This window comes from Streptomyces radicis (assembly GCF_003626575.1).
GTDB lineage: Bacteria > Actinomycetota > Actinomycetes > Streptomycetales > Streptomycetaceae > Streptomyces > Streptomyces radicis.
This window is the reverse complement of record NZ_RBDY01000023.1, coordinates 57,801-84,427: the sequence shown is the minus strand read 5'-3', so window position 1 is coordinate 84,427 and position 26,627 is coordinate 57,801. Positions and strand designations below refer to the sequence as shown.

At 73.8% G+C, this 26,627-nt stretch carries 23 protein-coding genes; 15 read left to right on the top strand and 8 right to left on the bottom strand.

Features of this window, described 5'->3' with window-relative positions; translation table 11 throughout:
- The first annotated feature begins 3 nt into the window (after positions 1–3).
- The 4 genes from D7318_RS23990 (at position 4) to D7318_RS23975 (ending at position 3,327) form a co-directional block, all read left to right on the top strand.
- A complete protein-coding gene (locus tag D7318_RS23990; RefSeq protein ID WP_183091579.1) occupies positions 4–594 on the top strand; it encodes an XRE family transcriptional regulator in 591 nt (196 codons plus the stop codon).
- 119 nt (positions 595–713) lie between these two features.
- Positions 714–1,640, top strand: a complete 927-nt coding sequence (locus tag D7318_RS23985) for a S1 family peptidase (RefSeq protein ID WP_120699268.1) — start codon at positions 714–716, stop codon at positions 1,638–1,640.
- 112 nt (positions 1,641–1,752) lie between these two features.
- The gene (locus tag D7318_RS23980; RefSeq protein WP_120699267.1) at positions 1,753–2,007 is read left to right on the top strand and encodes a hypothetical protein; all 255 of its coding nucleotides are present in this window, start codon (positions 1,753–1,755) and stop codon (positions 2,005–2,007) included.
- Positions 2,008–2,181: 174 nt separating this feature from the next.
- Positions 2,182–3,327 (top strand): glycoside hydrolase family 99 protein, encoded by a 1,146-nt coding sequence (locus tag D7318_RS23975; protein ID WP_120699266.1) that lies wholly within the window; start codon positions 2,182–2,184, stop codon positions 3,325–3,327.
- Between the two features lie 61 nt (positions 3,328–3,388).
- Here D7318_RS23975 and D7318_RS23970 read toward each other — a convergent pair whose 3' ends face one another.
- The 3 genes from D7318_RS23970 to D7318_RS23960 form a co-directional block, all read right to left on the bottom strand.
- Complete coding sequence (locus D7318_RS23970) at positions 3,389–4,129, bottom strand: NPP1 family protein (RefSeq protein ID WP_120699288.1); 741 nt, start codon at positions 4,127–4,129, stop codon at positions 3,389–3,391.
- A gap of 242 nt (positions 4,130–4,371) precedes the next feature.
- Entirely contained in the window at positions 4,372–5,208 is an 837-nt protein-coding gene (locus tag D7318_RS23965; protein WP_120699265.1) for an SDR family NAD(P)-dependent oxidoreductase, read from the bottom strand.
- A 27-nt stretch (positions 5,209–5,235) separates the two neighbouring features.
- Positions 5,236–5,664 carry a hypothetical protein gene (locus D7318_RS23960; protein WP_147437793.1) on the bottom strand — a complete coding sequence of 143 codons (429 nt, stop codon included), beginning with the start codon at positions 5,662–5,664 and terminating at the stop codon, positions 5,236–5,238.
- A gap of 435 nt (positions 5,665–6,099) precedes the next feature.
- On the opposite strand from D7318_RS23960, the gene ligD reads away from it, so the two are divergent.
- The 9 genes from ligD (at position 6,100) to meaB (ending at position 18,045) form a co-directional block, all read left to right on the top strand.
- Entirely contained in the window at positions 6,100–7,107 is a 1,008-nt protein-coding gene (gene ligD, locus D7318_RS23955; RefSeq protein ID WP_220729770.1) for a non-homologous end-joining DNA ligase, read from the top strand.
- A gap of 170 nt (positions 7,108–7,277) precedes the next feature.
- Positions 7,278–7,916, top strand: coding sequence for a nucleoside/nucleotide kinase family protein (locus D7318_RS23950; RefSeq protein ID WP_120699262.1), 639 nt, complete (start codon positions 7,278–7,280; stop codon positions 7,914–7,916).
- 835 nt (positions 7,917–8,751) lie between these two features.
- Positions 8,752–9,657 carry an ABC transporter ATP-binding protein gene (locus D7318_RS23945; protein WP_120699261.1) on the top strand — a complete coding sequence of 302 codons (906 nt, stop codon included), beginning with the start codon at positions 8,752–8,754 and terminating at the stop codon, positions 9,655–9,657.
- Positions 9,654–10,394: an ABC transporter permease gene (locus tag D7318_RS23940; RefSeq protein ID WP_120699260.1), complete on the top strand. Its 741-nt coding sequence runs from the start codon at positions 9,654–9,656 to the stop codon at positions 10,392–10,394. The genes D7318_RS23945 and D7318_RS23940 overlap by 4 nt, the downstream gene beginning before the upstream one ends.
- 20 nt (positions 10,395–10,414) lie before the next feature.
- Positions 10,415–11,704 (top strand): sensor histidine kinase, encoded by a 1,290-nt coding sequence (locus tag D7318_RS23935; protein ID WP_120699287.1) that lies wholly within the window; start codon positions 10,415–10,417, stop codon positions 11,702–11,704.
- Positions 11,697–12,341, top strand: a complete 645-nt coding sequence (locus D7318_RS23930) for a response regulator (RefSeq protein ID WP_120699259.1) — start codon at positions 11,697–11,699, stop codon at positions 12,339–12,341. The genes D7318_RS23935 and D7318_RS23930 overlap by 8 nt, the downstream gene beginning before the upstream one ends.
- A 575-nt stretch (positions 12,342–12,916) precedes the next feature.
- The gene (locus D7318_RS23925) at positions 12,917–14,803 is read left to right on the top strand and encodes a methylmalonyl-CoA mutase subunit beta (protein WP_120699258.1); all 1,887 of its coding nucleotides are present in this window, start codon (positions 12,917–12,919) and stop codon (positions 14,801–14,803) included.
- Positions 14,803–17,004 carry a methylmalonyl-CoA mutase gene (scpA, locus tag D7318_RS23920; protein ID WP_120699257.1) on the top strand — a complete coding sequence of 734 codons (2,202 nt, stop codon included), beginning with the start codon at positions 14,803–14,805 and terminating at the stop codon, positions 17,002–17,004. Before D7318_RS23925 ends, scpA begins: the two co-directional genes overlap by 1 nt.
- Before the next feature lie 51 nt (positions 17,005–17,055).
- A complete protein-coding gene (meaB, locus tag D7318_RS23915) occupies positions 17,056–18,045 on the top strand; it encodes a methylmalonyl Co-A mutase-associated GTPase MeaB (RefSeq protein ID WP_120699256.1) in 990 nt (329 codons plus the stop codon).
- A 12-nt stretch (positions 18,046–18,057) separates the two neighbouring features.
- On the opposite strand, the gene D7318_RS23910 is transcribed toward meaB, so the two are convergent.
- Entirely contained in the window at positions 18,058–20,082 is a 2,025-nt protein-coding gene (locus D7318_RS23910) for a glycoside hydrolase family 31 protein (protein ID WP_120699255.1), read from the bottom strand.
- A 243-nt stretch (positions 20,083–20,325) separates the two neighbouring features.
- Between D7318_RS23910 and D7318_RS23905 the strand changes: the two genes are divergently transcribed.
- Both D7318_RS23905 and D7318_RS23900 read left to right on the top strand, forming a co-directional pair.
- The gene (locus D7318_RS23905; RefSeq protein WP_120699254.1) at positions 20,326–21,633 is read left to right on the top strand and encodes a hemolysin family protein; all 1,308 of its coding nucleotides are present in this window, start codon (positions 20,326–20,328) and stop codon (positions 21,631–21,633) included.
- Entirely contained in the window at positions 21,630–22,652 is a 1,023-nt protein-coding gene (locus D7318_RS23900) for a hemolysin family protein (protein ID WP_120699253.1), read from the top strand. The genes D7318_RS23905 and D7318_RS23900 overlap by 4 nt, the downstream gene beginning before the upstream one ends.
- A 23-nt stretch (positions 22,653–22,675) precedes the next feature.
- Here the strand turns inward: D7318_RS23900 and D7318_RS23895 are convergent, their stop codons facing one another.
- From D7318_RS23895 to ctaD, 4 genes are all read right to left on the bottom strand, one after another.
- Positions 22,676–22,861, bottom strand: a complete 186-nt coding sequence (locus tag D7318_RS23895) for a hypothetical protein (protein WP_120699252.1) — start codon at positions 22,859–22,861, stop codon at positions 22,676–22,678.
- A gap of 76 nt (positions 22,862–22,937) precedes the next feature.
- Positions 22,938–24,356: an MFS transporter gene (locus D7318_RS23890; protein WP_120699251.1), complete on the bottom strand. Its 1,419-nt coding sequence runs from the start codon at positions 24,354–24,356 to the stop codon at positions 22,938–22,940.
- A 166-nt stretch (positions 24,357–24,522) separates the two neighbouring features.
- Positions 24,523–24,882 carry a hypothetical protein gene (locus D7318_RS23885; RefSeq protein WP_120699250.1) on the bottom strand — a complete coding sequence of 120 codons (360 nt, stop codon included), beginning with the start codon at positions 24,880–24,882 and terminating at the stop codon, positions 24,523–24,525.
- A 1-nt stretch (position 24,883) separates the two neighbouring features.
- The gene (ctaD, locus tag D7318_RS23880; protein ID WP_120699249.1) at positions 24,884–26,617 is read right to left on the bottom strand and encodes an aa3-type cytochrome oxidase subunit I; all 1,734 of its coding nucleotides are present in this window, start codon (positions 26,615–26,617) and stop codon (positions 24,884–24,886) included.
- Positions 26,618–26,627: the final 10 nt, after the last annotated feature.

Below are 26,627 nucleotides of genomic sequence, written 5' to 3'. Positions count from 1 at the left end.
CACATGGGTACGGGGAACGGACCGGCCGATCCGGCCGAGCGGCCCGCGAGCGGGCTCATCACGCTGATCGCGACCGCCATCCGACGGGAGCGGGAGGGCGCGGGGCTCTCGCTGACCGAGCTGGCCAGGCGCGCGGGCATCGCCAAGTCGACACTCTCGCAGCTGGAGTCGGGCAGCGGCAATCCGAGCGTCGAGACGCTGTGGGCCCTCGGGGTGGCGCTCGGGGTGCCGTTCAGCAGGCTGGTCGACCCGCCGAGGCCGCGCATACGCGTGGTCAGGCGCGGCGAGGGCCCGGTGACGCACTCGGATCAGGCGGACTACTCGGCGGCGCTGCTGGCCGCGGGGGCCACGCACACGCGGCGCGACCTCTACCGGATCGACGCGAGCCCCGGGCGGCCCCGCCTCTCGGAGCCGCACCTGCCGGGGACCACGGAGCATGTCGTGCTCTGCACGGGCCGGGCGCTCGCCGGGCCGACGGAGGAGCCGGTCGAGCTCGACCCCGGCGACTACGTCGCCTACCCGGGGGACGCCCCGCACCTCTTCGAGGCCCTGGCGCCCGACACCACGGCGGTGATCGTGACGGACCACATCTGACCGACCCGTTCGGCCGCCGCCCCCGACGCGGCCTTGGCAACGGGCGCGGGCGCTCGGCACACTCGCGCTGTCAGGAGCATGCCCGATGGCATGCCCACCACCTCAGGCCGGAGGACACCATGACACCCCCACACCCCGCCCCAGGACCCGGCAGACGCGGGGCCCGCTGGGCCAGGCCCCTGGCGGCCGCCGCGTGCGCGCTCGCCCTCGCCGCCGCCGTCGCGCCGGGCGCGACGGCCCACCAGGCGGACGCCGCACCGGAGTTCGGCCCCGAGCGACTCGCCGCCGCGAGCGAGGCCGTGCGCGCCGCCGACGTCCCCGGCACCGCGTGGACGGTGGACGCCGCGACCGGCAGCGTGCTGGTCACCGCCGACTCGACGGTGTCGCCCGAGGAGATCGACCGGATCGAGCGGAGCGCGGGCGAGCTGGCCGGGGCGCTCACGTTCGAGCGCGCGCCGGGCGAGCTGCGCCCCCTGCTGGCCGGTGGCGAGGCCATCTTCACCGCGGGCGCGCGCTGCACCGCGGGGTTCAACTCCGCGGCGGGCGGCGCCGAGTTCGTCATCACCGCCGGGCACTGCACAAGCCTCGGGGGCACGTGGTACGCCGACCCGTCGGGCACCACGACCATAGGACCCACCGCGGGCTCCAGCTTCCCCGGCAACGACTACGGCGTCATCCGGCACGCCAACGCCTCGCTGCCGCGCCCCGGTTCGGTGATATGCAACGGCGAGGAGATCGACATCGTCGGCGCGCGGAACCCCACGGTCGGCGACGTGCTCTGGATCGCGAGCCCCACCGGCTGCACGAGCGGCACGGTCACCGCGCTCAACCAGTCGGTGAACTACGGCGGGGGCGACGTGGTCAGCGGCCTCGCCCGGTCCACGGCCTGCTCCGAGCCGGGCAGCAGCGGCAGCCCCGTGTTCACCCTGGACGGATACGCCGTCGGCATCGTCTCGGGCGGCTCGGGGAGCTGCTCGTCGGGTGGCACCACGTACGTCCAGCCGATCCTCGAGGTCCTGAACGCCTATGGGCTGACGCTCACCTGACGACCCGATGCGCCGCCGGGGACGTCCCGCGATGTCCCTGGCGGGCGCGGCGCCGACCGGATTACGCTTTCGTTCGGCGCCGCGGGCGCCCATCACACGGGGGAGTCGACACATGCGCGCACGCACGGCCGTCCTGGTGGCCGTCCCTGTCACGACGGCGGCGCTCCTGCTGAGCGGCTGCGAGACGCAGCCCGAGCGGGACCGCACCGAGATCAGCACGTTCACCGACGAGCACGGCCGGGCCTGCACCGCCGCGGTCGTCACCGAGTCCGACGACGGCGACCAGGAGGTCCAGGCGCTGGACTGCGCGTACCCCCCGCAGGGGCGCGAGCCGGGCCCGGACTCCTGGAACCCCCTGCCACGTTGACGGCGGACACGGCCGCCGCGCCCCAAGGGGCGGACGGGCGGCGGCCGTTCATTTATTGCGCCGTTCTGTCGCGGATTTGCGCACGGTGGGTGGACGAGGCACGGAGCCGCTCATAGTCTCTGGGCGCTCGGGCAAGACCCCCACCGCCCCTTACCCCCGTAAGGACGTGAGCTCGTGACCCCCCGTCCCACCCCGTCGTCATCCCCGCCGTCCTCGTCCCCGCCGTCGGCCACGCGGCGCGCCGAGGTGAGCCGACGCCGCCTGCTGGCCCTCGGCGCGGGCGCCGCCACCGCGGGCATCGCCTGGAACGCCATCGGCTCGGCACCGTCCGCCGCCGCACAGCCCCCGCCCGCCAACTACGACGTCCACTTCTTCTACTACCCCTGGTACGGCACCCCCGAGGTGTCGGGCGGCTGGCGCCACTGGCAGCAGGGCGGCTTCGAGCCTCCCGAGGCCATCGGCGCCGACTTCTACCCCGCGCTCGGCCCGTACGACGCGGGCGACCCCGCCGTCGTCGACCAGCACATGGCCTGGGTGCGCAGGGCGGGCGTCGGCGTGGTCGCCACCACTTGGTGGGGCCAGGGCGGCTTCGAGGACCGGCAGGTGCCGGTGCTGCTCGACGCCGCGGCCGCGCACGGCGTGCGCGTCGCCTGGCACCTGGAGCCCTACGGCGGGCGGACCGCGGCCTCGACCGTCGCGGACATCCGGTACATCGACGCCACCTATGGCGCGCACCCGGCGTTCCACCGCGACGCGGGCCATGGCGACCGGCCGGTGTTCTACGTCTTCAACAGCCTCTCGATCGCCGACTGGTCGCCCCTGTCCGCGGTCGCCCAGGACGCCATCGTCCTGACCCAGACCACCGACATCTCGAAGGCCACCCACTTCGGCGGCCTCTACAACTACACCAACTTCGGCGACATGACCGGCTGGCAGGGCATCGCCGACTGGTGCCGCGCCAACGGCCGGATCTGGGCGCCCTCGATCAGCCCCAGCTATCTGGACGACCGGGCCGTCCCGGGCAACACGACGCCGGAGCTGCCCCACAACGACGGCGAGACGTACGACCAGCAGTGGTCGGGCGCGCTGGCCCCGGAGAACGGCGGGCTGCCCGACTGGGTGTCGATCACATCGTTCAACGAGTGGCACGAGGGCTCGATGGTGGAGCCGGTCTCCTCCGCCCCGCCCGCAGGCCACGGCTACAAGACCTTCGAGGGCGCCTACGGCACCACGGGCGCCGCTTCGGAGACCGCGTATCTGGATCGCACGGCCCTCTGGGCCGCGCGGTTCGCGGCGGCCCGCGCCGAGGGCCGCCGCTGACCGCACCGGCACCGGTGTGAACGGCCCTCGGCCCGGGGGCCGTTCACACCGGGACGCGGGCTCAGGCCCAGGGGTCGAACGGGATGCCCGAGGGCTTCGCGCGCTCCAGGTGGCTGCCGAGCGTGTCGTCCTTCAGGCCGAGGACCGCGCTGCCGAAGTCGGCCTGGCTGAGCCGGTCGCGGTAGTCGGAGGGGAAGCCGTTCCAGCCGACCAGGTCGGGGAACTGCCAGCTGCCGTAGTGGTTCTCCGGCGGCTCGTCGTTGCCGTTGGCGAGCCGGAACGCATGCGTGCTCAGGCCGTCCTTGTGGTAGACGATCTTGGGGTGCGTGCCGTCGAAGAGCACCGAGGACCGCGGGTGGATGTCGAAGCCGCCGTGCGCCGAGGTCGCGACATACTGGACCTCGTCGTTCCGCACCCAGACCACCACATGCTCCCAGTCGTGCCGGTGGCCGATGGCGCCGGGGCCCAGGGTGGCCTGGTCCTTCTCGAAGTAGAGGCCGTAGATGATCGCGCACCAGCCGTTGTTGCACTTCTCGCGCGCGTAGCCGTTGGTGTTGTCGAGGTCCCACTGGTCGCGGCACTGGCCGTTGACGTCGCCGCCGAGGGCGAGACCGGGGGCGATGGTGCCGTCGGCGCCGATGGCCGGGGTGGGGTAGCAGCCGTCCCCGTCATAGTCGTAGGCGGGCTGGAAGGTCTGCTCCAGGCCGCTGGCGTTGGCGGGCAGTGCCTGCGGCGGGTCCGCGAGGGCGGTCCCGGGGAAGCCGATGAGCAGCGCGGCCGCGGCGCATCCGACGACCGACATCCGGCCGAGCCGCCTGCGCCGCGAGGGCGCGGCCGACAGTCTGAGGTTCACGACGGTGTCCTCCTGGGTCGGCCCCGGCGTGGGCCGACGGGTTGTGGGGGGGAGACGTCCTCCGAGACGGAGAACCAGGACGGAGAAACTAGCCGGTGACGTTATCCCAAGCCCCTTGCCCTGGTTAAGGGTTGGCGAACGTCTCCCCCCACACGACCCCACACGACCCCGCACGCGGCGGGCGCCACGCGCTACCGCAACGTGATCACATTGCCCGTGATCAGGGATGCCTCGTCCGAGGCCAGGAAGGCGATCACCTCGGCGACCTCCTCGGGGGCCGCGACATGGAAGTGCGTCGCGCTCGACGCCACGAACTCCCTGACCTCGTCCGTGACCCAGCCCGTGTCGGTCACGGGCGGCAGCACGACGTTGGCCGTGATGCCGAGGTCGCCGAGCTCGAACGCCGCGGACATCGTGTAGTTGTTCTGCGCGGCCTTCGCCGCGCCGTAGGACACCTCGCTGGGAAAGCCCATGTCGCTCCCGGACGTCAGGCCGATGACGCGGCCCCAACGGGCGCCGCGCGCCCGGCTCCTGCGGGCCAGCTCGCCGATCAGGAGGGCGGGGGACATCGCGTCCACCGCGAACTGGCGCGACCACGTCTCCGCCGACACCGGCCGCATCGGGCGGCCGAGCGCGTCGACCGCGTCGGGGGTGAAGGTGTCCTGGACCCAGCCGGAGGCGTTGTTGACGAGGATGTCGACCGGGCCGAGCCGCTCCTCGGCCGCGTCGAAGAGGGCCGCCGCCGACGCCGGGTCGGTCAGGTCCGCCTCGAACGCCGCCGCCCTGCCGCCCGCGCGCCTGATCTCCTCGGCGACCGCCTCGCCGTCGGCCGCGCGGGCCTCGGCGTATCGCTCGCCCTGCTCCGCCTCCTCGGGGTCGCGCAGGCGCAGATACGCGCACAGGACGGCGACGCCGCGCACGGCGAGCGCCCTGGCCGTCGCGGCGCCGATGCCCTGATTCGCGCCCGTGACGATGGCGACATGGTCGCTCACCGTGGTGGCCTGTGGTGGTGATGGGGTGTCAGTCATGCCCCACTGTCTAGCAAACGCGCCCGCTCAGCGACAGTCGCAGCCCGACGCCGCGGGCGAGGACAGCGCCGGGGGCACGCCCGCGAGGCGGCACACGGCGATGTAGAGCAGCAACGGGTGCGTGTAGGGCGTCACGTCGTCGTCGGGCCAGTGGATCAGCCGGGGCACCAGCCTCGACAGACGGCTCCTGCGCAGCGGCCCGGGGCGGCACGCGCCCGGCCAGTACCGCGCGGTCGAGGGCCACGTCAGGCCGACCTGCGACTCGGAGGGCACCACCCACCACCACTGGAACCCCGTCGCGAACACCGCGCCCGCGCGCGGCAGGCTCGTCATGATCGAGCGCCCGTGCTCCTCGGAGACGCCCACCGCGTCACCGGGTCTTCCGTCGGGCATGGTGACCGGCAGATACAGATGGGAGCTGACACGTGGTGGGGTGCTGACTCGTGGTCGATCCATGCTGGCGTCCCGTCAAGGGCGCCGGAGCGCGACCGTCCGGACCGACCGGCGGGCGCCGTCGGCGGGGTCGGCCACGCACCAGGCGGTGCTGAGAAGTGGCCCGGGTGAAGGGGACCACGGCACGGCGAACCGATCCTGCACCGATACCGGCTCGCCGCGGCCGAGGGGTCGCGACCGGGCAGGGCCGGAGGGAGGCGCCGTGGCGGGAAAAGCCATGCTGCCGCCTTTCGTCTGGCCGATGAGCCGCGCACCCGTTCACTCAGGTGAAACGCGTCACTTCACTATGTCACTGCCAAGTTCAGGTCGCAACAGGAACTTTGAGAATTGCAGGGTGCGGGATGCGGAGTAGCCGTGGCATCGGGACGGGACACGCACGCGTGCGCCGTTCCGGTTACCGTGCGTGGCCGGGGCGGGCCCCCGGCGTCTACTGTGCCCATGGCCGCAACGCCCCCGACGCGCCCAGGCGCGGTCCCCGACGCGATCCCGCCGATGCTGGCCATCGACGCCGAACTCCCCACCGGCGCATGGGCGTACGAGTACAAGTGGGACGGATACCGCGCCTGCGTCCGCGTCGCCCGCGACGGCACCACGCGGCTGACCAGTCGCAACGGCAACGACCTCACCGCCACCTACCCCGAGCTCGACGATCCGCCGGGGCGGGCGCTGCGCGGCAGGGCCGCCGTTCTCGACGGCGAGATCGTGGCGCTCGACGAGGCGGGGCGCCCGGACTTCGGGCTGCTCCAACGCCGCCGCCGACGCGGCCGCGAGGGCGGCGGCTCACCCGTCACCTACTTCGTGTTCGACGTCCTGCTGCTCGACCGGGACACCCTGCTCGACGAGCCGTACGAGCGGCGGCGCGCGGTCCTCGAGGAGTTGGCGGCCGAGGTGGAGGGGCCGGACGCGGCGGCGCGGCTGGCGTTCCCGCCGAGCTACTCGGGACCCGACGCGCGCCCCGACGAGCTCTTGGGGGTGGCCCAACAGCACGGCCTCGAGGGGCTGATGGCCAAGCGGCTCGACTCGCCCTACCAGCCGGGCCGCCGCTCCAAGCTCTGGATCAAGAAGCCGCTGATCAGGACGCAGGAGGCGATCATCGGCGGCTGGCAGCCGGGCGAGGGGCGCCGCGGGGGAACGCTGGGGTCGCTGCTGCTCGGGGCGTTCGACGAGGGCGGCGCGCTCCGTTACCTCGGCCATGTCGGCACGGGGTTCCGCGCGGCGGCGCTCGGGGACCTCATGGCCCGGCTCGCCCCGCTGACCCGCCCCACCAGCCCCTTCGCCGACCCGGTCCCCCGCCCGCACGCCCGCACCGCGCGCTGGGTGGAGCCGCGGCTCGTCGGCGAGGTGGCGTTCCGCAGCTGGACGCGGGACCGGCGGCTGCGCCAGTCGTCATGGCGGGGGCTGCGGCCCGACAAGGACCCGGAGGAGATCGTGGTCGAGCGGCCCTGACCGGCCCCCAGCGCGCCGCCGGGCGGGGCTGAGCCGACGGTCTTGTGGTTGCCGAGGTCCAGACAGACATGGACGTGCGGCAGCGCGCGCGGCTCGACGATGGCGACCACGGGGTTGATGGGAGCGCTTCCAAGGTGGCGGCGGGGAACGGGGAAGGAAAGACTCGGGGCATGGAACTCACGGAGCGGGCCCAGGCGATCGAGGCGGCACGGGCGCTGGTGCGGGAGGACCGGCGCGCGGTCCTCGGCCTCGCGGGGGCGCCAGGGGCGGGGAAGTCCACGCTGGCGCGCGCGGTGGTGGACGCGCTGGGCGAGGCGGCGGCGTATGTGCCGCTCGACGGCTTCCACCTGTCCAACGCGCAGCTGGATCGGCTCGGCCTGCGGGACCGCAAGGGGTCGGAGCCGAGCTTCGACGTGTGGGGGTACGCGGCGCTGCTGCGGCGGCTGGCGCGGGACGACGGGCGGGATGTGTACGTCCCCGACTTCGACCGCGACCTCGACGAGCCGGTGGCCGCCAGCCACCGGGTGGCGCCGGGGGCGCGGCTGATCGTGACCGAGGGGAACTATCTCGCGTGCGACCTCCCCGGCTGGCGCGAGGCGCGGGCGCTGATGGACCGGCTGTGGTACGTGGACGCGCCGCCCGATGTGCGGGACGCGCGGCTGATGCGGCGCCATGTGGCGCATGGCCGCACGGAGTTCGCGTCCCGTGCGTGGATCGATGCGAACGATGCGCCCAACGCCGGGCTTGTCGAGGGGGTGGTGGTGGGGTGTGATGCGTGGGTTCGTCTTGGGGGTGGTGGGGTGGGGTAGGGCGCGGGTCGTTCGGGTGGGGCGGCTAATGGCTGGACGTCCTCCCGCCCGCCGTCTGCCGGTTGGTCGGGTTCGTGGTGGGTGCGGGTCAGGGCTTGCACCTACGGGGGAGGGGGCGTCGGGTGACCGGCCGCCCCGGTAAACGGTCGGTCTCGTCGCTGGCCTGGACCGTTCGCCGAACGGGCGCAGCCGCGAAGGGTTTGCGGGCGGCCGTTTTCCCGGTGGTCGGCTGAGGTGGCGCGCACCCTTCGGGCCTGCCCTGGCCGCCCGAAGCGTTTTCAATCCTGATGTCCGTTGAGCTCAGGTAGCGCGCCGTCTCGGCGGTGCGGCGTTTATGTGGTGCTTATGCCGGGTCGGGGTCTCTTTTCAAACGAGGCACGTTTTGTTCAACACAAAGTGTGCGCCGTTTCAGAAGAGACCCCGACCCCGGGTAAGCGGCGGATAAAGAACCGGCCCGCTACCTCAGCTCAACGTGCGCGCGGTGAACGACGAGAGCGGCGGCCAGGGCAGGCCCGAAGGGTGCGCGCCACCCCGGCCGACCACGCGGAAGTCGGCCATCCGCAAACCGGTATCCGCTGCGCCCGGCTGGCGAACGGTCGCAGCCCACAACGAGACCGACCGGTGACAGAGACGGCCGCACACCCGACGCCCCCTCCCCCGTAGGTGCCAGCTCTTACCCGCACCCACAACGAAAGCAGCACTCGGCCGACGGCGAGCGGGAGGACGTCCAGCCCGTAGCCGCCGTCGCCCTCATCCCCCATCCACCGATCGGCTGATGCCGGGACGAGCGACTTGGCCGATGTGACGACAGCGGGCCCGGCCGCACGCTGACCCCATGGCAATCATCGAAGTGGCCGGGCTGCGCAAGGCGTACGGGGGCCGCCCCGTCGTCGACGGGGTGTCGTTCTCCGTCGACGACGGAGAGATCTTCGGGATCCTCGGCCCCAACGGCGCGGGGAAGACCACCACCGTCGAGTGCGTCTCGGGGCTGCGGGTGGCCGACGAGGGGCGGGTCAGGGTGGCGGGGCTCGACCCCGTGGCCGAGCGTGAGGCGTTGACCCGCGTGGTCGGGGTGCAGCTGCAACGCAGCGAGGTGCAGGAGAAGCTCACCGTGCGCGAGGCGTTGGAGCTGTATGCCGCCTTCTACGAACGGCCCGCCGACTGGCGGGAGTTGGTGGAGGAGTTGGGTCTTGCCGACCGGATCGGGGCGCGGTTCGGGAAGCTGTCGGGCGGGCAGCGGCAGCGGCTGTTCATCGCGCTCGCGCTCATCGGGCGGCCCCGCGTGGTGGTGCTCGACGAGCTGACCACCGGGCTCGATCCGCGCGGGCGGCGGAACACGTGGCGGCTGATCGAGCGCGTGCGCGACTCGGGTGTGACGGTCGTGCTGGTCACACACTTCATGGAGGAGGCGCGGCACCTGTGCGACCGGGTGGCGCTGATCGACGGGGGCCGGATCACCGCGCTCGACACCCCGGTGGGGCTGATCGGGCGGGCGGCGGGGTCGACGGTGATGTCGTTCGTGCCGTCGGGGCCGTTGCCCGAAGGGGAGTTGGCCGCGCTGCCGGGCGCGACGGACGTGGCGCGCAAGGACGGCCGCGTGACGGTGCGCGGGAGCGAGGAGACCGTGAACGCCGCGATGGCGCTGATCGCCCGGCGCGGGCTCACCGCAGGGCGGCTGCGCGTGGAGAGCGCGTCGCTCGACGACGCCTATCTCGACCTGACGGAGGGGGACAGGCCATGACCGCCACGACCGTCGTGCTGAGGACGGAGGCGCGCCTGTTCGCGCGGGAGCCCGGCGCGCTCTTCTGGATCGTCGCCTTTCCCGCGCTGCTGCTGACCGCGCTCGGCCTGGTGCCCGCGTTCCGCGAGGTCGACGAGGAGCTCGACGGGCTGCGGGTGGTCGACCTCTATGTGCCGATCGCCGTGCTGCTCGCCATGATCATGGCGGGGGTGCAGTCGATGCCGGTGGTGCTCAGCGGGTACCGGGAGCGCGGCATCCTGCGGCGCCTGTCCGCCACGCCCGCGCGCCCCTCGTCGCTGCTGGCCGCGCAGCTCGCGGTGCACGGGGGCGCGGTGCTGGTCGCGGTGGCGCTCACGCTGGCCGTCGGGTGGCTGGCGTTCGACGTCGAACCGGCCGGGCAGCCGGTGGGCTACGGACTCGCCGTGCTGCTCGCGGCGTTCACGTCGCTCGCGCTCGGCGGGATGATCGCCGCGCTCACGCCGAGCGCCAAGGCAGCGCAGACCCTGGGGCTGGTCATCTTCTTTCCCGCGATGTTCAGCGCGGGCGTCTATGTGCCGGTGAGCACGATGCCGGGGCTGCTCGGGGACGTGGTGGAGCTGACGCCGTTCGGGGCCTCGGCCGCGGCGCTCGACCGGGCGGCCGCCGGGAACTGGCCGCACGGCCTCGACGTGGCGGTCACCGGGGTGTGGGGGCTGCTGTTCCTCGGGGTGGCGGCCCGTTGGTTCCGGTGGGAGTAGGGCGCGGCATGCTGGGGGGCATGGAGGGGACGGAAGGCACGCCCGCGGGGCGCGACGGCGTCGACCGGTGGTGGCGGCGCTTCTTCCGCCATGGCCCCCATGCGCTGCTGGGCCTGGGCACGGCGCTGTCGGCGGCGTCGAGCGAGGCGCTGATGACGACGGGCGACAGATGGGCGGCGGTGCCGCTGCTCGCCGCGGCCGTGGCGTTGCAACGCTGGTGGTGGCGGACGTCGGACGACCCGGCGGCGCCCTCCCCCGCGGGGCGGCTGTACTACGCGCTGCGGACGGGGTTGGCGTTCGCGCTGTCCTGGCTGAACCCGTTCTTCGCGATCTACGGCCTGATCGGCTACTTCGACGGGGCCCACATCCTGAGCGGGCGGTGGTTGTGGGTCGGGTTCGGGGCGACGGCGGTGACGATGGCGGGGTCGCAGTCCGGCGGGCTGCCGCCCCAGGAGGCGACGCAGTGGGTGGTGTTCGGCGCGCTGTTCGCGCTGCACGTCTCGCTCACGACGATCTTCGGAACGCTGGGGCTGCGGGAGGAGGAGCGTTCCAGGGCCAAGGCGGCCACGATCGAGGCGCTCGGGCGGGCCAACGCCCGGCTCGAACAGGCCCTCGCGGAGAACGCGGGGCTGCACGCCCAGCTCCTCGTGCAGGCCAGGGAGGCGGGGGTGCAGGACGAGCGGAACCGACTGGCCGCCGAGATCCACGACACCATCGCCCAGGGGCTCGCCGGGGTCGTCACCCAGCTCCAGGCGGCGCAGGACACGCCGGACCGGGACGCGGCGCGCGCCCATGTGGCGCGGGCGGCCGCGCTGGCGCGCGAGAGCCTCGGGGAGGCGCGCCGCTCGGTGCGGGACCTCGGCCCGGCCGCGCTCGAACACGACGCGCTGCCCGAGGCGTTGCGGAAGATCGCCGCGGTGAGCGCGCGGGCGGCCGGGACGCCGGTGGAGTTCACGGTGACCGGCGCGGTCGAGCCGCTGCACGACGAGATCGAGGCGACGCTGCTGCGCATCGCGCAGGAGGCCCTGGCCAACGCCGGGCGGCACGCGGGCGCGAGCCGGATCGGGGTGACCCTGTCGTACATGGAGGACGAGGTGACGCTGGACGTGCGGGACGACGGGCGCGGCTTCGACGTCGCCGCGCTGCCGCAACGGGCGGGCGGCGGCGGGGGGTTCGGGCTCGGCGGGATGCGGGCGAGGGCGGAGCGGGTCGCGGGCAGCGTGGACGTCGAGTCGGAGCCGGGCCAGGGCACGGCGGTGTCGGCGCGGCTGCCCGTGGTGCCGGTGGCGGCGGGGGCGCGCCATGGCTGAGGCGGAGGGCGGGCGGGTGATCACGCTGCTGATCGTGGACGACCACCCCGTGGTGCGGGACGGGCTGCGCGGCATGTTCGCGGCGTCGCCCGGGTTCGCGGTGCTCGGCGAGGCGGCGGACGGGGTGGAGGGGGTGCGGCTCGCGGTGGCGCTCGACCCGGACGTGGTGCTGATGGACCTGCGGATGCCGGGCGGCGGCGGGGTGGCGGCGATCAGGGAGCTCGGCCGGTCGGGGGTGCGGGCGCGGGTACTCGTGCTGACGACGTATGACACGGACTCCGACACGCTGCCCGCGATCGAGGCGGGGGCGACCGGCTACCTGCTGAAGGACGCGCCGCGCGACGAGCTGTTCACGGCGGTGCGGGCGGCGGCCGACGGGAGAACGGTCCTCTCCCCCGCCGTCGCGTCACGCCTGGTCTCCCGCGTGCGGGGCCCGCGGAACGAGCCGCTGAGCGCGCGTGAACGCGAGGTGCTGAGGCTGGTCGCCAAGGGCACGTCCAACCGCAGGATCGCCGCGGAGCTGTTCATCAGCGAGGCAACGGTGAAGACGCACCTGGCGCACGTGTTCGCGAAGCTCGGCGCCAACGACCGCGCGGCGGCGGTGGCGGCGGCGTACGACAGAGGAATCCTCGGCTGAGGCCCCGGGCGTTGCCCGGGCAGCACCGCTCAGGCGCGGGCCCGGGGGCCCTCCGGCCCCCCGGGGCGGGTCCGCCCCCTGCGAGCGAGGGCACCTCGCGACACCGGCCCCGGACAACGAACGGGCCCCTCGGAAGGCCGCCGGACAACGCCCGGGCCCCGCAACCCCGCACCAACTCCGCCCCGACCACCGGACAGCCCGCCACTCCGCACCAGCCCCGGGACGGGCCCCCGCGCAGCCGAGCCAGGGCCCGGGGCCCGCCGAAGGCGACCGGACAACGTCCGGTGCTCGCGGCAGCGCCAACTCCGCCCCGACCACCCGGACCGCCCGACGGCAGGTCGCCGCTCCGCACCGACCCCAACGCCGAAGGCCAAGGTGCCGGACCGCGTCCGGGAGACCTCGCCGGAGGCGACGGAGCGGCGGAGCCGCGGAACGGCGGGCGCGGGGCGCGGGGTGCGCCAGCACCCCGCACCCACCCCATCGCAAGGCACGGCGAGACGTGGCGTGGCTGGGGTCACAGCGACCGTAGCGTTCTGCTTTGGGGCGCGTTTAGCCGCGCGGCATAGAGTCGGTGCATGACGGTCGTGACTGATGAGGGGCTCCCGCTGGCCGCCGAGTTCCCCGAGGCCACCCGCGAGCAGTGGCAGCGCCTCGTGGCCGGGGTGTTGCGCAAGGCGGGCAAGGGTGAGCTGGCGGGGCGCGCGGTCGAGGACGCGCTGGCGACGCGGCTGGAGGACGGGCTCGTCACCCGGCCGCTGTACACCGCGGAGGACGCGGTGGACGACCCGGGATTCCCCGGCTTCCCGCCGTTCGTGCGCGGGGGCGGGGCCGCGGGGACCGCGGTCTCGGGGTGGGACGTGCGGCAGCGGCACACGGACCCCGATCCGGTGCGGACCAACGAGGCGGTGCTCGCCGATCTCGAGGGGGGCGCCACGTCGGTGTGGCTGACGGTCGGCGCGGGGGGCGTTCCCGTGGCCGACCTCGGCAGGGCGCTCGACGGCGTGCTGTTCGACCTGGCGCCCGTCGTGCTCGACGCGGGCGCCGAGACGGAGGCGGCGGCGCGGGAGCTGATCGCGCTGTTCGCGGCGCGTGGCGTCGCGCCCCAGGACGCGCTCGGCCACCTGGGCGCCGACCCGCTGGGCCTCGCGGCCCGCACGGGCGACACGTCGGACCTCGCCGAACGCTCCGCCGCCGCGGCCGAGTCGGCCGCCCGGTACCACCGGGAGCTGCCCAGGGTGACGGCGCTGACCGTCGACGCGCTGCCGTACCACGAGGCGGGCGGCTCGGCGGCGCAGGAGCTCGGCTGCTCGCTGGCCACCGGCGTCGCCTATCTGCGGGACCTCACCGCGGCCGGGCTGCCGGTGGACGCGGCGTGCGCGCTGCTGGAGTTCAGGTACGCGGCCACCGCCGACCAGTTCCTGACGATCGCCAAGCTGCGGGCCGCGCGGCGGCTGTGGGCGCGGGTCGCGGAGGTCTGCGGGGTGGCGCCCGCCGGGCGGGCGCAGCGGCAGCACGCGGTGACGTCGCCCGTGATGATGGCCCGCCGCGACCCGTGGGTGAACATGCTGCGCACCACCGTGGCCTGCCTGGCCGCGGGGACGGGTGGCGCGGACGCGGTGACGGTGCTGCCGTTCGACGACGAGCTCGGCCTGCCCGACGCGTTCGCGCGGCGCGTGGCCCGTAACACCTCGGCCGTGCTGATGGAGGAGTCGCACCTGGCGCGGGTCATCGACCCCGCGGGCGGCTCGTGGTACGTGGAGCGGCTGACGCACGATCTGAGCCAGGCGGCGTGGGCGTGGTTCCAGGAGATCGAGGGGGCGGGCGGCCAGGCCGCCGCGCTCGGCTCGGGCCTGGTGGCCGCGCGGCTCTCCGACACGTGGGAACGGCGTTCGGCGCGGCTCGCGACCCGCCGCGAACCGGTCACCGGCGTCAGCGAGTTCCCCGAGCCCGAGCAGGCGCCCGTGGTGCGCGAGCCCGCGCCGAGGCCGCCGGGCGGCGGGCTGCCTCGGGTGCGCAGGGACGAGGCGTACGAGGCGCTGCGGGCGCGCACCGACGCGCACCTGGCGGCGACGGGCGCGCGGCCGAGGGTGTTCCTCGCGGCGCTCGGCTCCCCCGCGGCGCACACGGCGCGCGCGACGTTCGCCGCGAACCTCTTCAAGGCGGCGGGCATCGAGCCGGTGCACGAGCCGGTGACGGTGGACGCCGCGTCGGCGGCCGAGGCGCTCGCGGCCAGCGGGGCCACGGTGGCGTGCCTGGTCTCGAGCGACGCGCTGTACGCCGAGCGGGCCGAGGCGGTCGCCAGGGCGCTGACCTCGGGCGGCGCGAGCCGGGTGTTCCTCGCGGGTCGGCCTGGGGACGCGCGGGAAGCCTATGAGAAGTCCGGTATCGACACGTTCGTCTTCGCGGGCTGCGACGCGGTCGCCGTCCTCACCTCCGTCCTCGACCACCTGGGAGTGGCGTGATGCAGATCCCCGACTTCGCGGGCATCGGCCTGGGCCCCGCGACCACCGAAGGCACGGCGGAGCAGTGGCGTTCCGCCGTGAAGGAGGGCGCGGGCCGCAGTGTCGAGGACCTGCTGTGGGAGACGCCCGAGGGCATCTCGGTCAAGCCGCTGTACACGGCGGAGGACCTGGAGGGCCTCGACTTCCTCGGCACCTACCCGGGCGTGGCGCCGTATCTGCGTGGCCCCTACCCGACGATGTATGTGAACCAGCCGTGGACCATCCGGCAGTACGCGGGCTTCTCGACGGCCGAGGAGTCCAACGCGTTCTACCGCAGGAATCTGGCGGCGGGGCAGAAGGGCCTGTCGGTGGCGTTCGACCTGCCGACGCACCGCGGCTACGACAGCGACCACCCGCGGGTGACGGGCGACGTCGGCATGGCGGGCGTGGCGATCGACTCCATCTACGACATGCGGCAGCTGTTCGACGGGATCCCGCTCGACCGGATGTCGGTGTCGATGACGATGAACGGCGCGGTGCTGCCTGTGCTCGCGCTGTACATCGTCGCGGCCGAGGAGCAGGGGGTGCCGCCGGAGAAGCTGGCGGGGACCATCCAGAACGACATCCTCAAGGAGTTCATGGTCCGCAACACCTACATCTATCCGCCGCGGCCCTCGATGCGGATCATCTCCGACATCTTCGCGTTCACGTCGCAGCGGATGCCGCGGTACAACTCGATCTCGATCTCCGGGTACCACATCCAGGAGGCGGGGGCGACGGCCGACCTCGAGCTGGCGTACACGCTGGCCGACGGCGTGGAGTATCTGCGGGCGGGCCTGGACGCGGGGCTCTCGGTGGACGCGTTCGCGCCGCGCCTTTCGTTCTTCTGGGCGATCGGGATGAACTTCTTCATGGAGATCGCCAAGCTGCGCGCCGCCCGGCTGCTGTGGGCCAAGCTGGTGCGGCAGTTCGGCCCCGAGAACCCCAAGTCGCTGTCGTTGCGCACCCATTCGCAGACCTCGGGCTGGTCGCTGACGGCGCAGGACGTGTTCAACAACGTCACCCGCACGTGCGTCGAGGCGATGGCCGCCACCCAGGGGCACACGCAGTCGCTGCACACCAACGCGCTCGACGAGGCGCTCGCGCTGCCGACGGACTTCTCGGCGCGCATCGCGCGGAACACCCAGATCCTGCTCCAGCAGGAGTCGGGCACCACGCGCGTGATCGACCCGTGGGGCGGCAGCGCCTATGTGGAGCGGCTCACGCACGACCTGGCGCGGCGGGCCTGGCAGCACATCGAGGAGGTCGAGGCGGCGGGCGGCATGGCCGCGGCGATCGACGCGGGGCTGCCCAAGATGCGGGTCGAGGAGGCGGCGGCCAGGACGCAGGCGCGCATCGACTCGGGCCGCCAGCCGGTCATCGGCGTCAACACGCGGCGCGTCGACGCCGACGAGCAGATCGAGGTCCGCGCGGTCGACAACTCCGCGGTCCGCGCCCAGCAGGTCGAGAAGCTGCGGCGGCTGCGCGACGAGCGCGACGACGAGGCGTGCCGCTCGGCGCTCGCCGCGCTGACGGCCGCCGCGGGGGACGCCTCGGGGCGCGGCGGCCTCGAGGGCAACCTCCTGGCCCTCGCCGTGTCGGCGGCGCGCGCCAAGGCCACCGTGGGCGAGATCTCGGACGCGCTCGAGAACGTCTTCGGGCGCCACTCGGCGCAGATCCGTACCATCACCGGGGTGTACAGGGAGGAAGCGAAAGAGGCGCCGAGTGTGGACAGGACCAGGCGTCTGGTGGCCGCGTTCGCCGAGGCCGAGGGGCGGCGCCCGAGGATCCTGGTGGCCAAGATGGGCCAGGACGGGCACGACCGCGGCCAGAAGGTGATCGCGTCGGCCTTCGCCGACCTGGGCTTCGACGTGGACGTCGGCCCGCTGTTCCAGACCCCGGCCGAGGTCGCGCGGCAGGCGGTGGAGGCGGATGTGCACGTGGTCGGCGTCTCGTCGCTGGCCGCCGGGCACCTGACGCTGGTGCCCGCGCTGCGCGAGCAGCTGGCCGAGGCGGGCCGCGACGACATCGTGATCGTGGTCGGCGGGGTGATCCCGCCCGCGGACGTGGCGACGCTGCACGAGATGGGCGCCGCCGCGGTCTTCCCCCCTGGCACGGTCATCCCCGACGCCGCGCACGACCTGCTGATCACCGTGGCGGCGGCGTTGGGCCACGAGCTGTAACGGCGCGGCGCGGGGATGGTGTCAGGGAGGAACGCGTCCGAGGAGCCGAGGGTGCCGCGCGGAATCGACATCGACGCCTATGCCAAGGGCGTCCTGGAAGGGTCACGGGCCCATGTGGCCAGGGCCATCACGCTGGTGGAGTCCACCAGGGCCGACCACCGGGAGCTGGCCCAGCGGCTGCTGCTCGACCTGCTGCCGCACGCGGGGCAGTCGCGGCGGATCGGGATCAGCGGGGTGCCGGGCGTGGGCAAGTCCACGTTCATCGACGCCTTCGGCTCGATGCTGACGGGGCTCGGGCACCGGGTGGCGGTACTCGCCGTCGACCCCTCGTCCACCAGGACCGGCGGATCGATCCTGGGCGACAAGACCCGCATGGAGCGGCTGGCCGTCGACCCGGCGGCGTTCGTCCGGCCCTCCCCGAGCGCGGGGACGCTCGGCGGGGTGGCGCGGGCGACGCGCGAGAGCGTCGTGGTGATGGAGGCGGCGGGGTACGACGTGGTGCTGGTGGAGACCGTGGGCGTGGGCCAGTCGGAGACGGCCGTGGCGGGCATGGTCGACTCGTTCCTGCTGCTGAGCCTGGCGCGCACCGGGGACCAGCTCCAGGGCATCAAGAAGGGCGTGCTCGAGCTGGCCGACGTCATCGCCGTCAACAAGGCGGACGGCGAGCACCTCCAGGGCGCCAAGGCGGCGGCGCGGGAGCTGGCCGGGGCGCTGCGGATGATGCACCCGGCCGAGGAGGGCTGGACGGTGCCGGTGCTGACGTGCAGCGCGCTGACATCCGCGGGGCTCGACACGGTGTGGGAGCGCTTGGAGAAGCACCGGGCGACGCTGGACGCGTCGGGGCGGCTGGCCGCCAAGCGGCGCGAGCAGCAGGTGGACTGGATGTGGTCGATGGTGCGCGACCACGTGCTCGGCGCCCTGGAGCGGCACCCGGGGGTGGCGGAGCTCGCGCCCGTGGTGGCGGAGCGGGTCAGGGAGGGCAGGCTGACGGCGACGCTGGCGGCGGAGAAGCTGATCGAGGCGTTCCTCGGCGAGCGGTGAGGCGTTGGGGTATCAGCCGTCGAGAACGGCGGCGGGTCCGCGTTCCGCGCGGACAAAGGCAGGGAACTCCCCCGGACCGCACCGGACTTCGCGCCAGCCGGGGCCGCTGAGCGGCGGGCAGCCGAGCAGCGGGGTCCAGTCGCCTTCCGGCACCCACAGGGCGCGGTGGCCGCCCGGCTCGAGGACGGGCGCGACCAGCACGTCGGGCCCGAAGAGGTACTGGAGGTCGGCGTCGCGCGCGGCCCTGTCGCCCGGGTAGGCCAGCGGCATCGGCCGCATGAGCGGCGGCCCTTCGGCGGACGCGCGCGCGATGTAGGAGCGCATCCGGTGGCGCAGCCGACAGGCGGCGACGGCCGCGCCGCGCGCGGGCTCGGGGTAGGCGGTGGGCTCGCGGCGGCCCGTGCCGTGGAAGCGCATGATCGGGGAGAACGCCGCCCACTGCGCCCAGCGGCCGTACAGCTCGGGCTCCACGTCGGCGGGGACCCGGTAGGGCTCCATGGTCCTCCGCAGCCGCCCGGCGAGCGCGTAGGAGTCGGGGGTCCAGTAGCCGCCCGCGTCATAGGTGACCACGCCGACGCCCGAGAGCGCCATGGAGAGCACGGCCCGCAGGGTGGAGACCATGCCGCCCCATGTGGAGGGCAGGTCGCCCGCCCAGTGCGCGGGGTCGCGCTGCGAACCGGCCGTGCCCGAGCGGGAGATGGCGAGGAAGTCGCCGTCGCGCGCGGCCAGGCCCGCCTCGCTGATGGCGTCCTGGTAGATCAGCCCGTAGCTGTTGCGGCGCTCCCAGCCGAGCGTGCCGTCGGCGAAGACGGCCTCCTCGGGGATCTCCTCGCCGAAGTCGGCGAGGAACGCCGCGTTCCCCTCCTCCTCCAGGGTGTGGGCGACGCGTCGGCCCCACCAGGCGCGGGCGGCGGCGTCGGTGAAGTCGATGACGAACGTGTCGGGGTTGTCGGCGGTGGGCACGGGCGCCCCCTGCCCGTCGGTGACGAGGAAGCCGCGGTCGGCGAGGTCGTCGGCGAGGGGGGTGCCGCGTTTGACGTACGGGTTGATCCACAGGCTGGTGCGCACGCCGCGCTCGGCCAGGGCGCGGGCCCAGCCCCTGGGGAAACGGGCGCGGTCGGGCGCGGTGCTCCAGGCGGCGTCGTCGAGGACGGACTCGGAGAGCCACTCGTCGACGTGGATGACGTCCACGGGGCAGCCCGCCTCGTGCAACTCGTCGACGGTGGCGACCACTTCGTCCGCGGTGAAGTAGGAGGAGCGGCTCATCCAGACGCCGAAGGCCCACGCGGGCAGGTCGCGGGGGCGGCCCGTGAGGGCCTGGTAGCGGTCGAGGATCTCGGTGGCGGTGCCCGAGAGCAGGAAGAGGTCGAGGCTGCGGGAGCCGATCGCGACCTCGGCGGCCTCGGAGTGGGTGGCGCCCAGGTCGGCCTCGACCGAGCCGCCGGTGTGGGCGAACAGGCCCCAGCCCGCGTCCGACCAGATCAGCGGCACGTTGAGATAGGCGGAGTCGCGGCCCGCGGCCCTGCTCTCCTCGGTGTTGCGCAGCCTGCGGTGCCTGCCGCGCAGGTTGATGCCCTGGTAGCTCTCGCCGCCGCCGTAGACGGCCGCGTCGGGCGCGAGGTGGATGGTCTCCACCCAGCGGCCCACGGGGTGGCCCGGCGATGGCGGCTCGTATCCGGCGCTGAACGGCACGGTGTCGGCCGCCGGGTCGGCGAACCGCTCGTACGCGCCGAACCGCAGCCCCTGCCCGCCGCGCCACGTGGCGCGCACGCCAGGCCCGGTGATCTCGACGCCGCCGGGGACGGCGACGACGCGGGCGGGGCGGGTGGCCACCGGGGTCATCACGGGCGAGCCGTCGTCGGACGTGGCGTCGGGGCCCTCCTGGCGCAGCCGCAGCACCCCGGTGACGGGGATCGTGCACGCGAACCGCACCGCGCGCCCCGAGGCGAGGGTGACCCGCAGACACGCGCCGTCGGTGGCGTCGGGGTCGGGCTCGACCGCCGCGTAGGGGTCCGTCCGTGGCGTCGTGTCGCTCACCGCGCGTCACCTCCCTCGGGTGTCCCTCGCGTGTCCCCCGTGTGTCGCTTGAGCCGCCCGAGTACCCGCCGCTGGCCTGCGGAAACGGGCCACGCGCCCTCAAGGCGCCGGGGGCGCGCGCCGATGAGACGTGAGGGGTTCCTTCGAACGGCGGACCGTCGCGCGCATGGCCGCCGCCGGGGTGGGAACCTCCAGGAGTCGCCGGCCACGCGCGTGTCCCAGATCCGGAACAGGGGTGATTCGGTGTTCGAGGTGCTGCTTCTCCTGGTGGCCCTGCTGCTCACGCTGGCCTGCGCGGTGTTCGTGGCGGCCGAGTTCTCGCTGACGACGGTGGAGCGAGGCGATCTCGAACGGGCCGCCGCCGCGGGCGAGCCCGGCGCGAGCGGCGCGCTGCGGGCGGCGCGGGCGCTGACGTTCCAGCTGTCGGGGGCGCAGCTCGGCATCACGGTGACCTCGCTGGTGATCGGCATGCTGGCCGAGCCGTCGTTCGCGGTGCTGCTGCGCGGCCCGCTCGAGGCGGCCGGGCTGCCCGAGGGCCTCGCGTCCTCGCTCGCGGTGGGGCTCGGCGTCGCCGCGTCGACGGTGGTGCTGATGGTGATCGGGGAGCTGGTCCCGAAGAACTGGGCGATCTCGCGGCCGCTGCGGGTGGCGCGGGCGGTGGCGGGTCCGCAGCGGGCGTTCACCGCGGCGTTCGCCCCGTTCATCCGGCACCTGAACGAGACGGCGAACCGGCTGGTGCGGCTCGTCGGCCTCGAGCCCACGGAGGAGCTGGCCTCGGCCCGCACCCCGCAGGAGCTCATCGCGCTGGCCCGGCACTCGGCCGAGGAGGGGGTGCTGCCTTCGGACTCGGCGGAGCTGTTCGTGCGCACCCTGCACCTGGGCGAGCTGACCACGGAGAACGTGATGACGCCGCGCGTGGACGTGCACGCCCTGCGCAACACCGCGACGGCCGCCGACGCGGCCAATCTGACGCTGGCCACGGGCCTGTCCCGGTTCCCGGTGTACGACGCGGGGCTCGACGACGTGATCGGCGTCGTGCACATCAAGGACGTGCTGGCCCTCGACGAGGCGGAACGCTCCACCACGACCGTGGAGCGGCTGGCGAGCCCGCCCGTGCTCGTGCCGGACAGCCTGCCCGTCGACCGGCTCCTCGAGCGGCTGCGGGAGCGGCACTCGATGGCGGTGGTGGTGGACGAGTACGGCGGAACGGCGGGCGTCGTGACGTTGGAGGACATCGTCGAGGAGGTGGTCGGCGAGGTGCGCGACGAGCACGACCCCGAGGAGGGCCCGGGGCTTGCCCGCACGGGTCCCGGCACCTGGGAGGCGGACGGCGGCGTGCGCCTCGACCAGCTGGCCGCCCTGGGGATGCCGGTGCCCGACGGGCCCTACGAGACGGCCGCGGGGCTGCTCGCCAACCGGCTGGCCCGGATCCCGGCCACCGGGGACCATGTGACGATCGACGGCTGGCGGCTGACCGTGATGTTCACGGCGAGGCACCGCGCCGAGCGGGTGCGGATCGCCGCGCCCGCCGAGGGGCTTCAGGCGCCATGACGGCGCTGCAACTGGCGCTCGGCGCGCTGACACTGGTGACCAACGCGTTCTTCGTGGCCGCCGAGTTCGCCCTGATCTCGGTGCGCAGGGACCAGGTCGAGCCGCGCGCGGAGGCGGGCGAGCGCGGGGCGCGCACCGTGCTGTGGGCGCTGCGGCACCTGTCGCCGATGATGGCGACCGCGCAGCTCGGCATCACCGCGTCGTCGCTGGTGCTCGGCGCGGTGGCGGAGCCGGGCGTCGCGCACGTGCTCGAGCCGCTGTTCGACGCGATGGGTGTGCCGGGCGGGGTGGTGCACCCGATCTCGTTCGCCATCGCCCTGTCCCTGGCGACCTATCTGCACATGCTGGTCGGCGAGATGGTGCCCAAGAACATCGCGCTGGCCGCGCCCGACCGGGCCGCGCTGCTGCTCGGGCCGCCGCTGGTGGCGGTGACGCGGGCGCTGCGGCCCGTGGTGTTCGCGATCAACGCGGCGGCGAACGGGCTGCTGCGGCTGATCCGGGTGGAGACCAGGGACGAGGTGGCGTCGGTGTTCACGGACGACGAGCTGGCGCGGCTCGTGCAGGACTCGAGCGACGCGGGGCTGCTGGAGGCGCGGGAGAGCAGGCGGCTGCGGGACGCGCTGGAGCTGGGCAGCAGGACGGTCGCGGAGATCGTCGTCCCGCTGAGCCGCATGGTGGCGGTGGACCACCGGGTGACGCCGCGGCGCCTCGAACGGGTGTCGGCGGAGTCGGGCTACTCGCGCTTCCCCGTGACCGGGCCCGGGTCGACCGTGCTCGGCTTCCTGCATGTGAAGGACGCGCTCGGCGCGGCGGCGCGGGACCGGCCGTTCCCGCGCGAGGCGCTGCACCCGGTGGTGCGGGTGCGGCCCGACACGCCGCTCGACGACGCGCTCACGACGATGCGCGCGGCCGTGACGCACCTGGCCGCGGTCACCAGCGCCCGGGGCAGGCTGCTCGGCTTCGTCACGATGGAGGACGTGCTGGAGGAGCTGGTGGGCCCGGCGGCGAACGCCCGCTGAGCGCGCCACGGGGCGAACGCCGCTCACCGGCGGGGGCGTCCACCGTTCCGCCGGGGCCCCGCGTCCCGTGGGAACCCGTTGTTCTTGTTCCGCTCGCCCTCGGCCTGGGACGGGGGCCGTCTGGGGTGCGGCTGCCCGCGGTGCCTGGGCTCGGTCTGGTCGTCGTTCTCGCGTTCGCCCTCGGCCTGCGAGGGGTCCTGGTCACTCATGCCCCGCGGGTATCCGGGAGCGGCGAACACAAACGGCCCGCGGGCCGCATGGACCGGTGGTCGCCGGGTACGTGGATCAGGCCGCGGCGGCCAGCGGCGCGGGCGCCTGGGCCGCTGGCGCCTTGGGCGCGTTGGTCGCCTTGGTCAGGGACACCGCCGGGGTGGCGGGGGTTGTGCGGCGGCTGTGGACCAGGAGTCCCGCGCCCGCCGCGGTGGCGATGACAAGGCCGCCGACGACCAGGGCCGCCCTGGCTCCGGCCAGCTCCATCAGCAGGCCGATGGCGGGCGGGCCGATCAGGCCCCAGCCGGTGGACAGGCTGCGCCAGACGCCGAGCACGCGCCCTCGCATGTGCGCGGGCGGGTCGGTCTGGAGCACGGTGGTGCCCGCGGTGTCGGACACCGACTCGACCACGGCCATGGGGATGACCAGGGCGATCAGCAGCGCCAGCGTCGGGGTCAGGCCCGCGGCGATCTGGAGGACCGCGCCGATCCCGGCCAGCGCGGCGACCATGCGGACCGAGGGCCGCTGGAGCACACCGGCGAGCAGGGCGCCCACGATGCCGCCGACGGCCAGGGCGGTGGAGACGGTGCCGAACGCGCCCGCTCCGGCCGCCAGCGGACCGGTCACCAGCACGGCGAGGGTCAGGGCGTAGTTCCGGCCGAAGACCGCGCCGAGCCCGGTGATCGCGGCGAGCGCGACCAGCCGGGGGCGGCGCATGAAGTACCGCAGCCCCTCGCGCGCGGTGCCGTCGGAGCCCTCGGGCTCGGCCTCGGCCGTCTTCTCGGCCGTCTTCTCGGCGGGCTTCTCGGCGGTCACGGGGCGGGCGCCGGGCTCGCCGCTCTTGTCGATCAGCCTCAGGAACGGGATCACGCTCGCCACGAAGGCGAAGGACAGGCCGTTGGCGACGAACGCCGCCGCGGGGCCGAAGGCGACCATGGCGACACCGGCGAGGGCCGTTCCGGCGAGGCGGCCGACGCTGTGCACGGCGGAGCCGAGCGCGATGGCCGAGGGGACGTCCTTCGTGGGCACCAGGTCGTTGCCCAGCAGGGCGGTGGCCGGGGCGTCCACGGTGGCGATCACGCCGGTGACGGCCGCGAGGGTCAGCAGCGCGGGCACGGAGAGCGCGCCGAACGCCACGAGGCCCGCGGTCACGAGCGCGACCGTGCCGAGCCCGGCCTGGCTGAGCGTGGCCGTGCGCTTACGGGGCCAGCGGTCCACCGCGGCGCCGCCGAGCAGGCCGAGGAGCAGCCCAGGGCCCGCCTGGACGGCCAGCGAGAGACCGGTCATGGCGGCGGACCCGGTGACCTGGAGGACCAGGAGGTTCTGCACGGTCAGCTGCATCCAGGTACCGGCGTTGGAGACGAGGTTCGCCGCCGACCACCAGCGCATGCTGGGGGTCCGCAGCGAACGCCACGGGCTGCGCGAGCCTGTCGTCAGGGCCGCGGGCGAGAGCCGCGGCAGCGAGGGAACGAGACGCGAGGCAGGAGAGGCCATGGGAGGAAGGGAGGGGGTCGGGGGTCGGCGCGGAAGGCGCGCGCCGGACGACGTGGCCCACCATGGCAAACGCGGCGAACCCCCGGAAGACCAAGATCGTCCCGGGCCCCGGGGTGACGCCAGGATCCCTTGCCCCGTCCGGCGTCCACGCGGTGCGTGGAATGGGTCACACGCCCTCGGCGGCGACCGCGAGCGCCACGACCGCCAGGGTGGCGCAGCCGAGCAGCGTGCAGAGGGCCACGGCGAGCAGCCGCACGCGGAGGCGGCGGTAGCGCTCGCCGTACTCGGCCTCGAGGGCCGCGCAGCGCTCGGCGACGCCGGTGAGCACGCGGCGGGCGAGCCTGACGCGCTCCTCGGCGTAGCGCTCGGCGATGTCGGCGCGCTGCTCCTCGGTCAGCCAGGTGAGCCCGGCGGCGAACGACGCGCCCTCGGTGCGGGCGTTGGACAGCTCGGCCTGCCACAGCAGATAGCCCTCGATCTTGGCGATGCCGAGGGCGGCCTCGCGCCGGGTGGGGGTCGCGGTCATGTCAGCGACCCTCGCTCTCGCCGCCGTCGGGGCCCGGCGCGTGGTCCGGCGCCTCGGTGACGTACCGACGGTCCCTGTGCCGTGCGTGGTCGGTCCTGATGATGTCCGGGTGGTGCAGGTCGAACGCGGGCGACTCGGAGCGGATCCGGGGCAGCGCCACGAAGTTGTGGCGGGGCGGCGGGCACGAGGTGGCCCACTCGAGGGAGCGGCCGTAGCCCCAGGGGTCGTCGCCGTGGTTCTTCGGGGCGTTGCGGTGGGTGTGCCAGACGTTGTAGAGGAACGGCAGCGTCGAGAGGCCGAGGAGGAACGCGCCGATGGTGGAGATCATGTTGAGCGTGGTGAACCCGTCGGCGGCGAGGTAGTCGGCGTAGCGGCGCGGCATGCCCTCGGCGCCGAGCCAGTGGTGGACGAGGAACGTTCCGTGGAATCCGACGAAGAGCGTCCAGAAATGGATCCTCCCGAGGCGCTCGTCCAGCATTCTCCCGGTGAACTTGGCCCACCAGAAATAGAATCCCGCGAACATCGCGAACACCACGGTCCCGAAGACCACATAGTGGAAGTGGGCCACCACGAAATAGGTGTCGGTGACATGGAAGTCGAGCGGCGGTGACGCGAGCAGGACGCCGGTGAGGCCGCCGAAGAGAAACGTCACAAGAAAGCCGATCGCCCACAGCATGGGCGTCTCGAAGCTGAGCGAGCCTTTCCACATCGTGCCGATCCAGTTGAAGAATTTGACGCCCGTGGGCACGGCGATGAGAAACGAGAGCAGCGAGAAGAACGGCAGCAGCACCGCGCCCGTGGCGAACATGTGGTGCGCCCACACCATCATCGAGAGCCCCGTGATCGCGATCGTCGCGGCGACCAGGCCGATGTAGCCGAAGATCGGCTTGCGGGAGAAGACCGGCAGCACCTCGGTGACGATCCCGAAGAACGGCAGCGCGATGATGTAGACCTCGGGGTGCCCAAAGAACCAGAAGAGGTGCTGCCACAGCAGGGCGCCGCCGTTGGCCGGGTCGAAGACATGGGCGCCGAAGATCCGGTCGGCGCCGAGGGCGAAGAGCGCGGCGGCGAACACGGGGAACGCCATCAGCACGAGCACGCTGGTCAGCAGGACGTTCCAGGTGAAGATCGGCATCCGGAACATCGTCATGCCGGGGGCGCGCATGCAGACGATGGACGTGATGAAGTTGACCGCGCCGAAGATCGTTCCGAAGCCGGAGAGCGCGAGGCCCATGACCCACAGGTTCGGGCCGTGCCCGGGCGCGTAGCGCTCGTCGGTCAGCGGGCTGTAGGCGAACCAGCCGAAGCTGGCGGCCCCCTCGGGCAGCAGGAGCGCGCCGACGACCATGATCGCGCCGAAGAGGTAGAACCAGTACGCCAGGGCGTTGAGCCGCGGGAACGCCACGTCGGGGGCGCCGATCTGCAACGGCATGATCCAGTTGGCGAACCCGGCGAACAGCGGCGTCGCGAACAGCAGCATCATGATCGTGCCATGGATCGTGAACGCCTGGTTGTACTGCTCGGCGGAGATGATCTGCATGCCGGGCCTGGCCAGTTCGGCCCGCATCACCATCGCGAGCAGGCCACCGACGCAGAAGAAGAAGAACGCCGTGGTCAGGTAGAGCGAGCCGATCTGCTTGTGGTCGGTGGTGGTGAGCCACGACACCAGGATCTGCCCCGGCGTCCTGGGCGCCGGAGCGTCCTCCTCAGGGCGCGTTTCGGTGAGGGTCGCCATGAACGGTCCT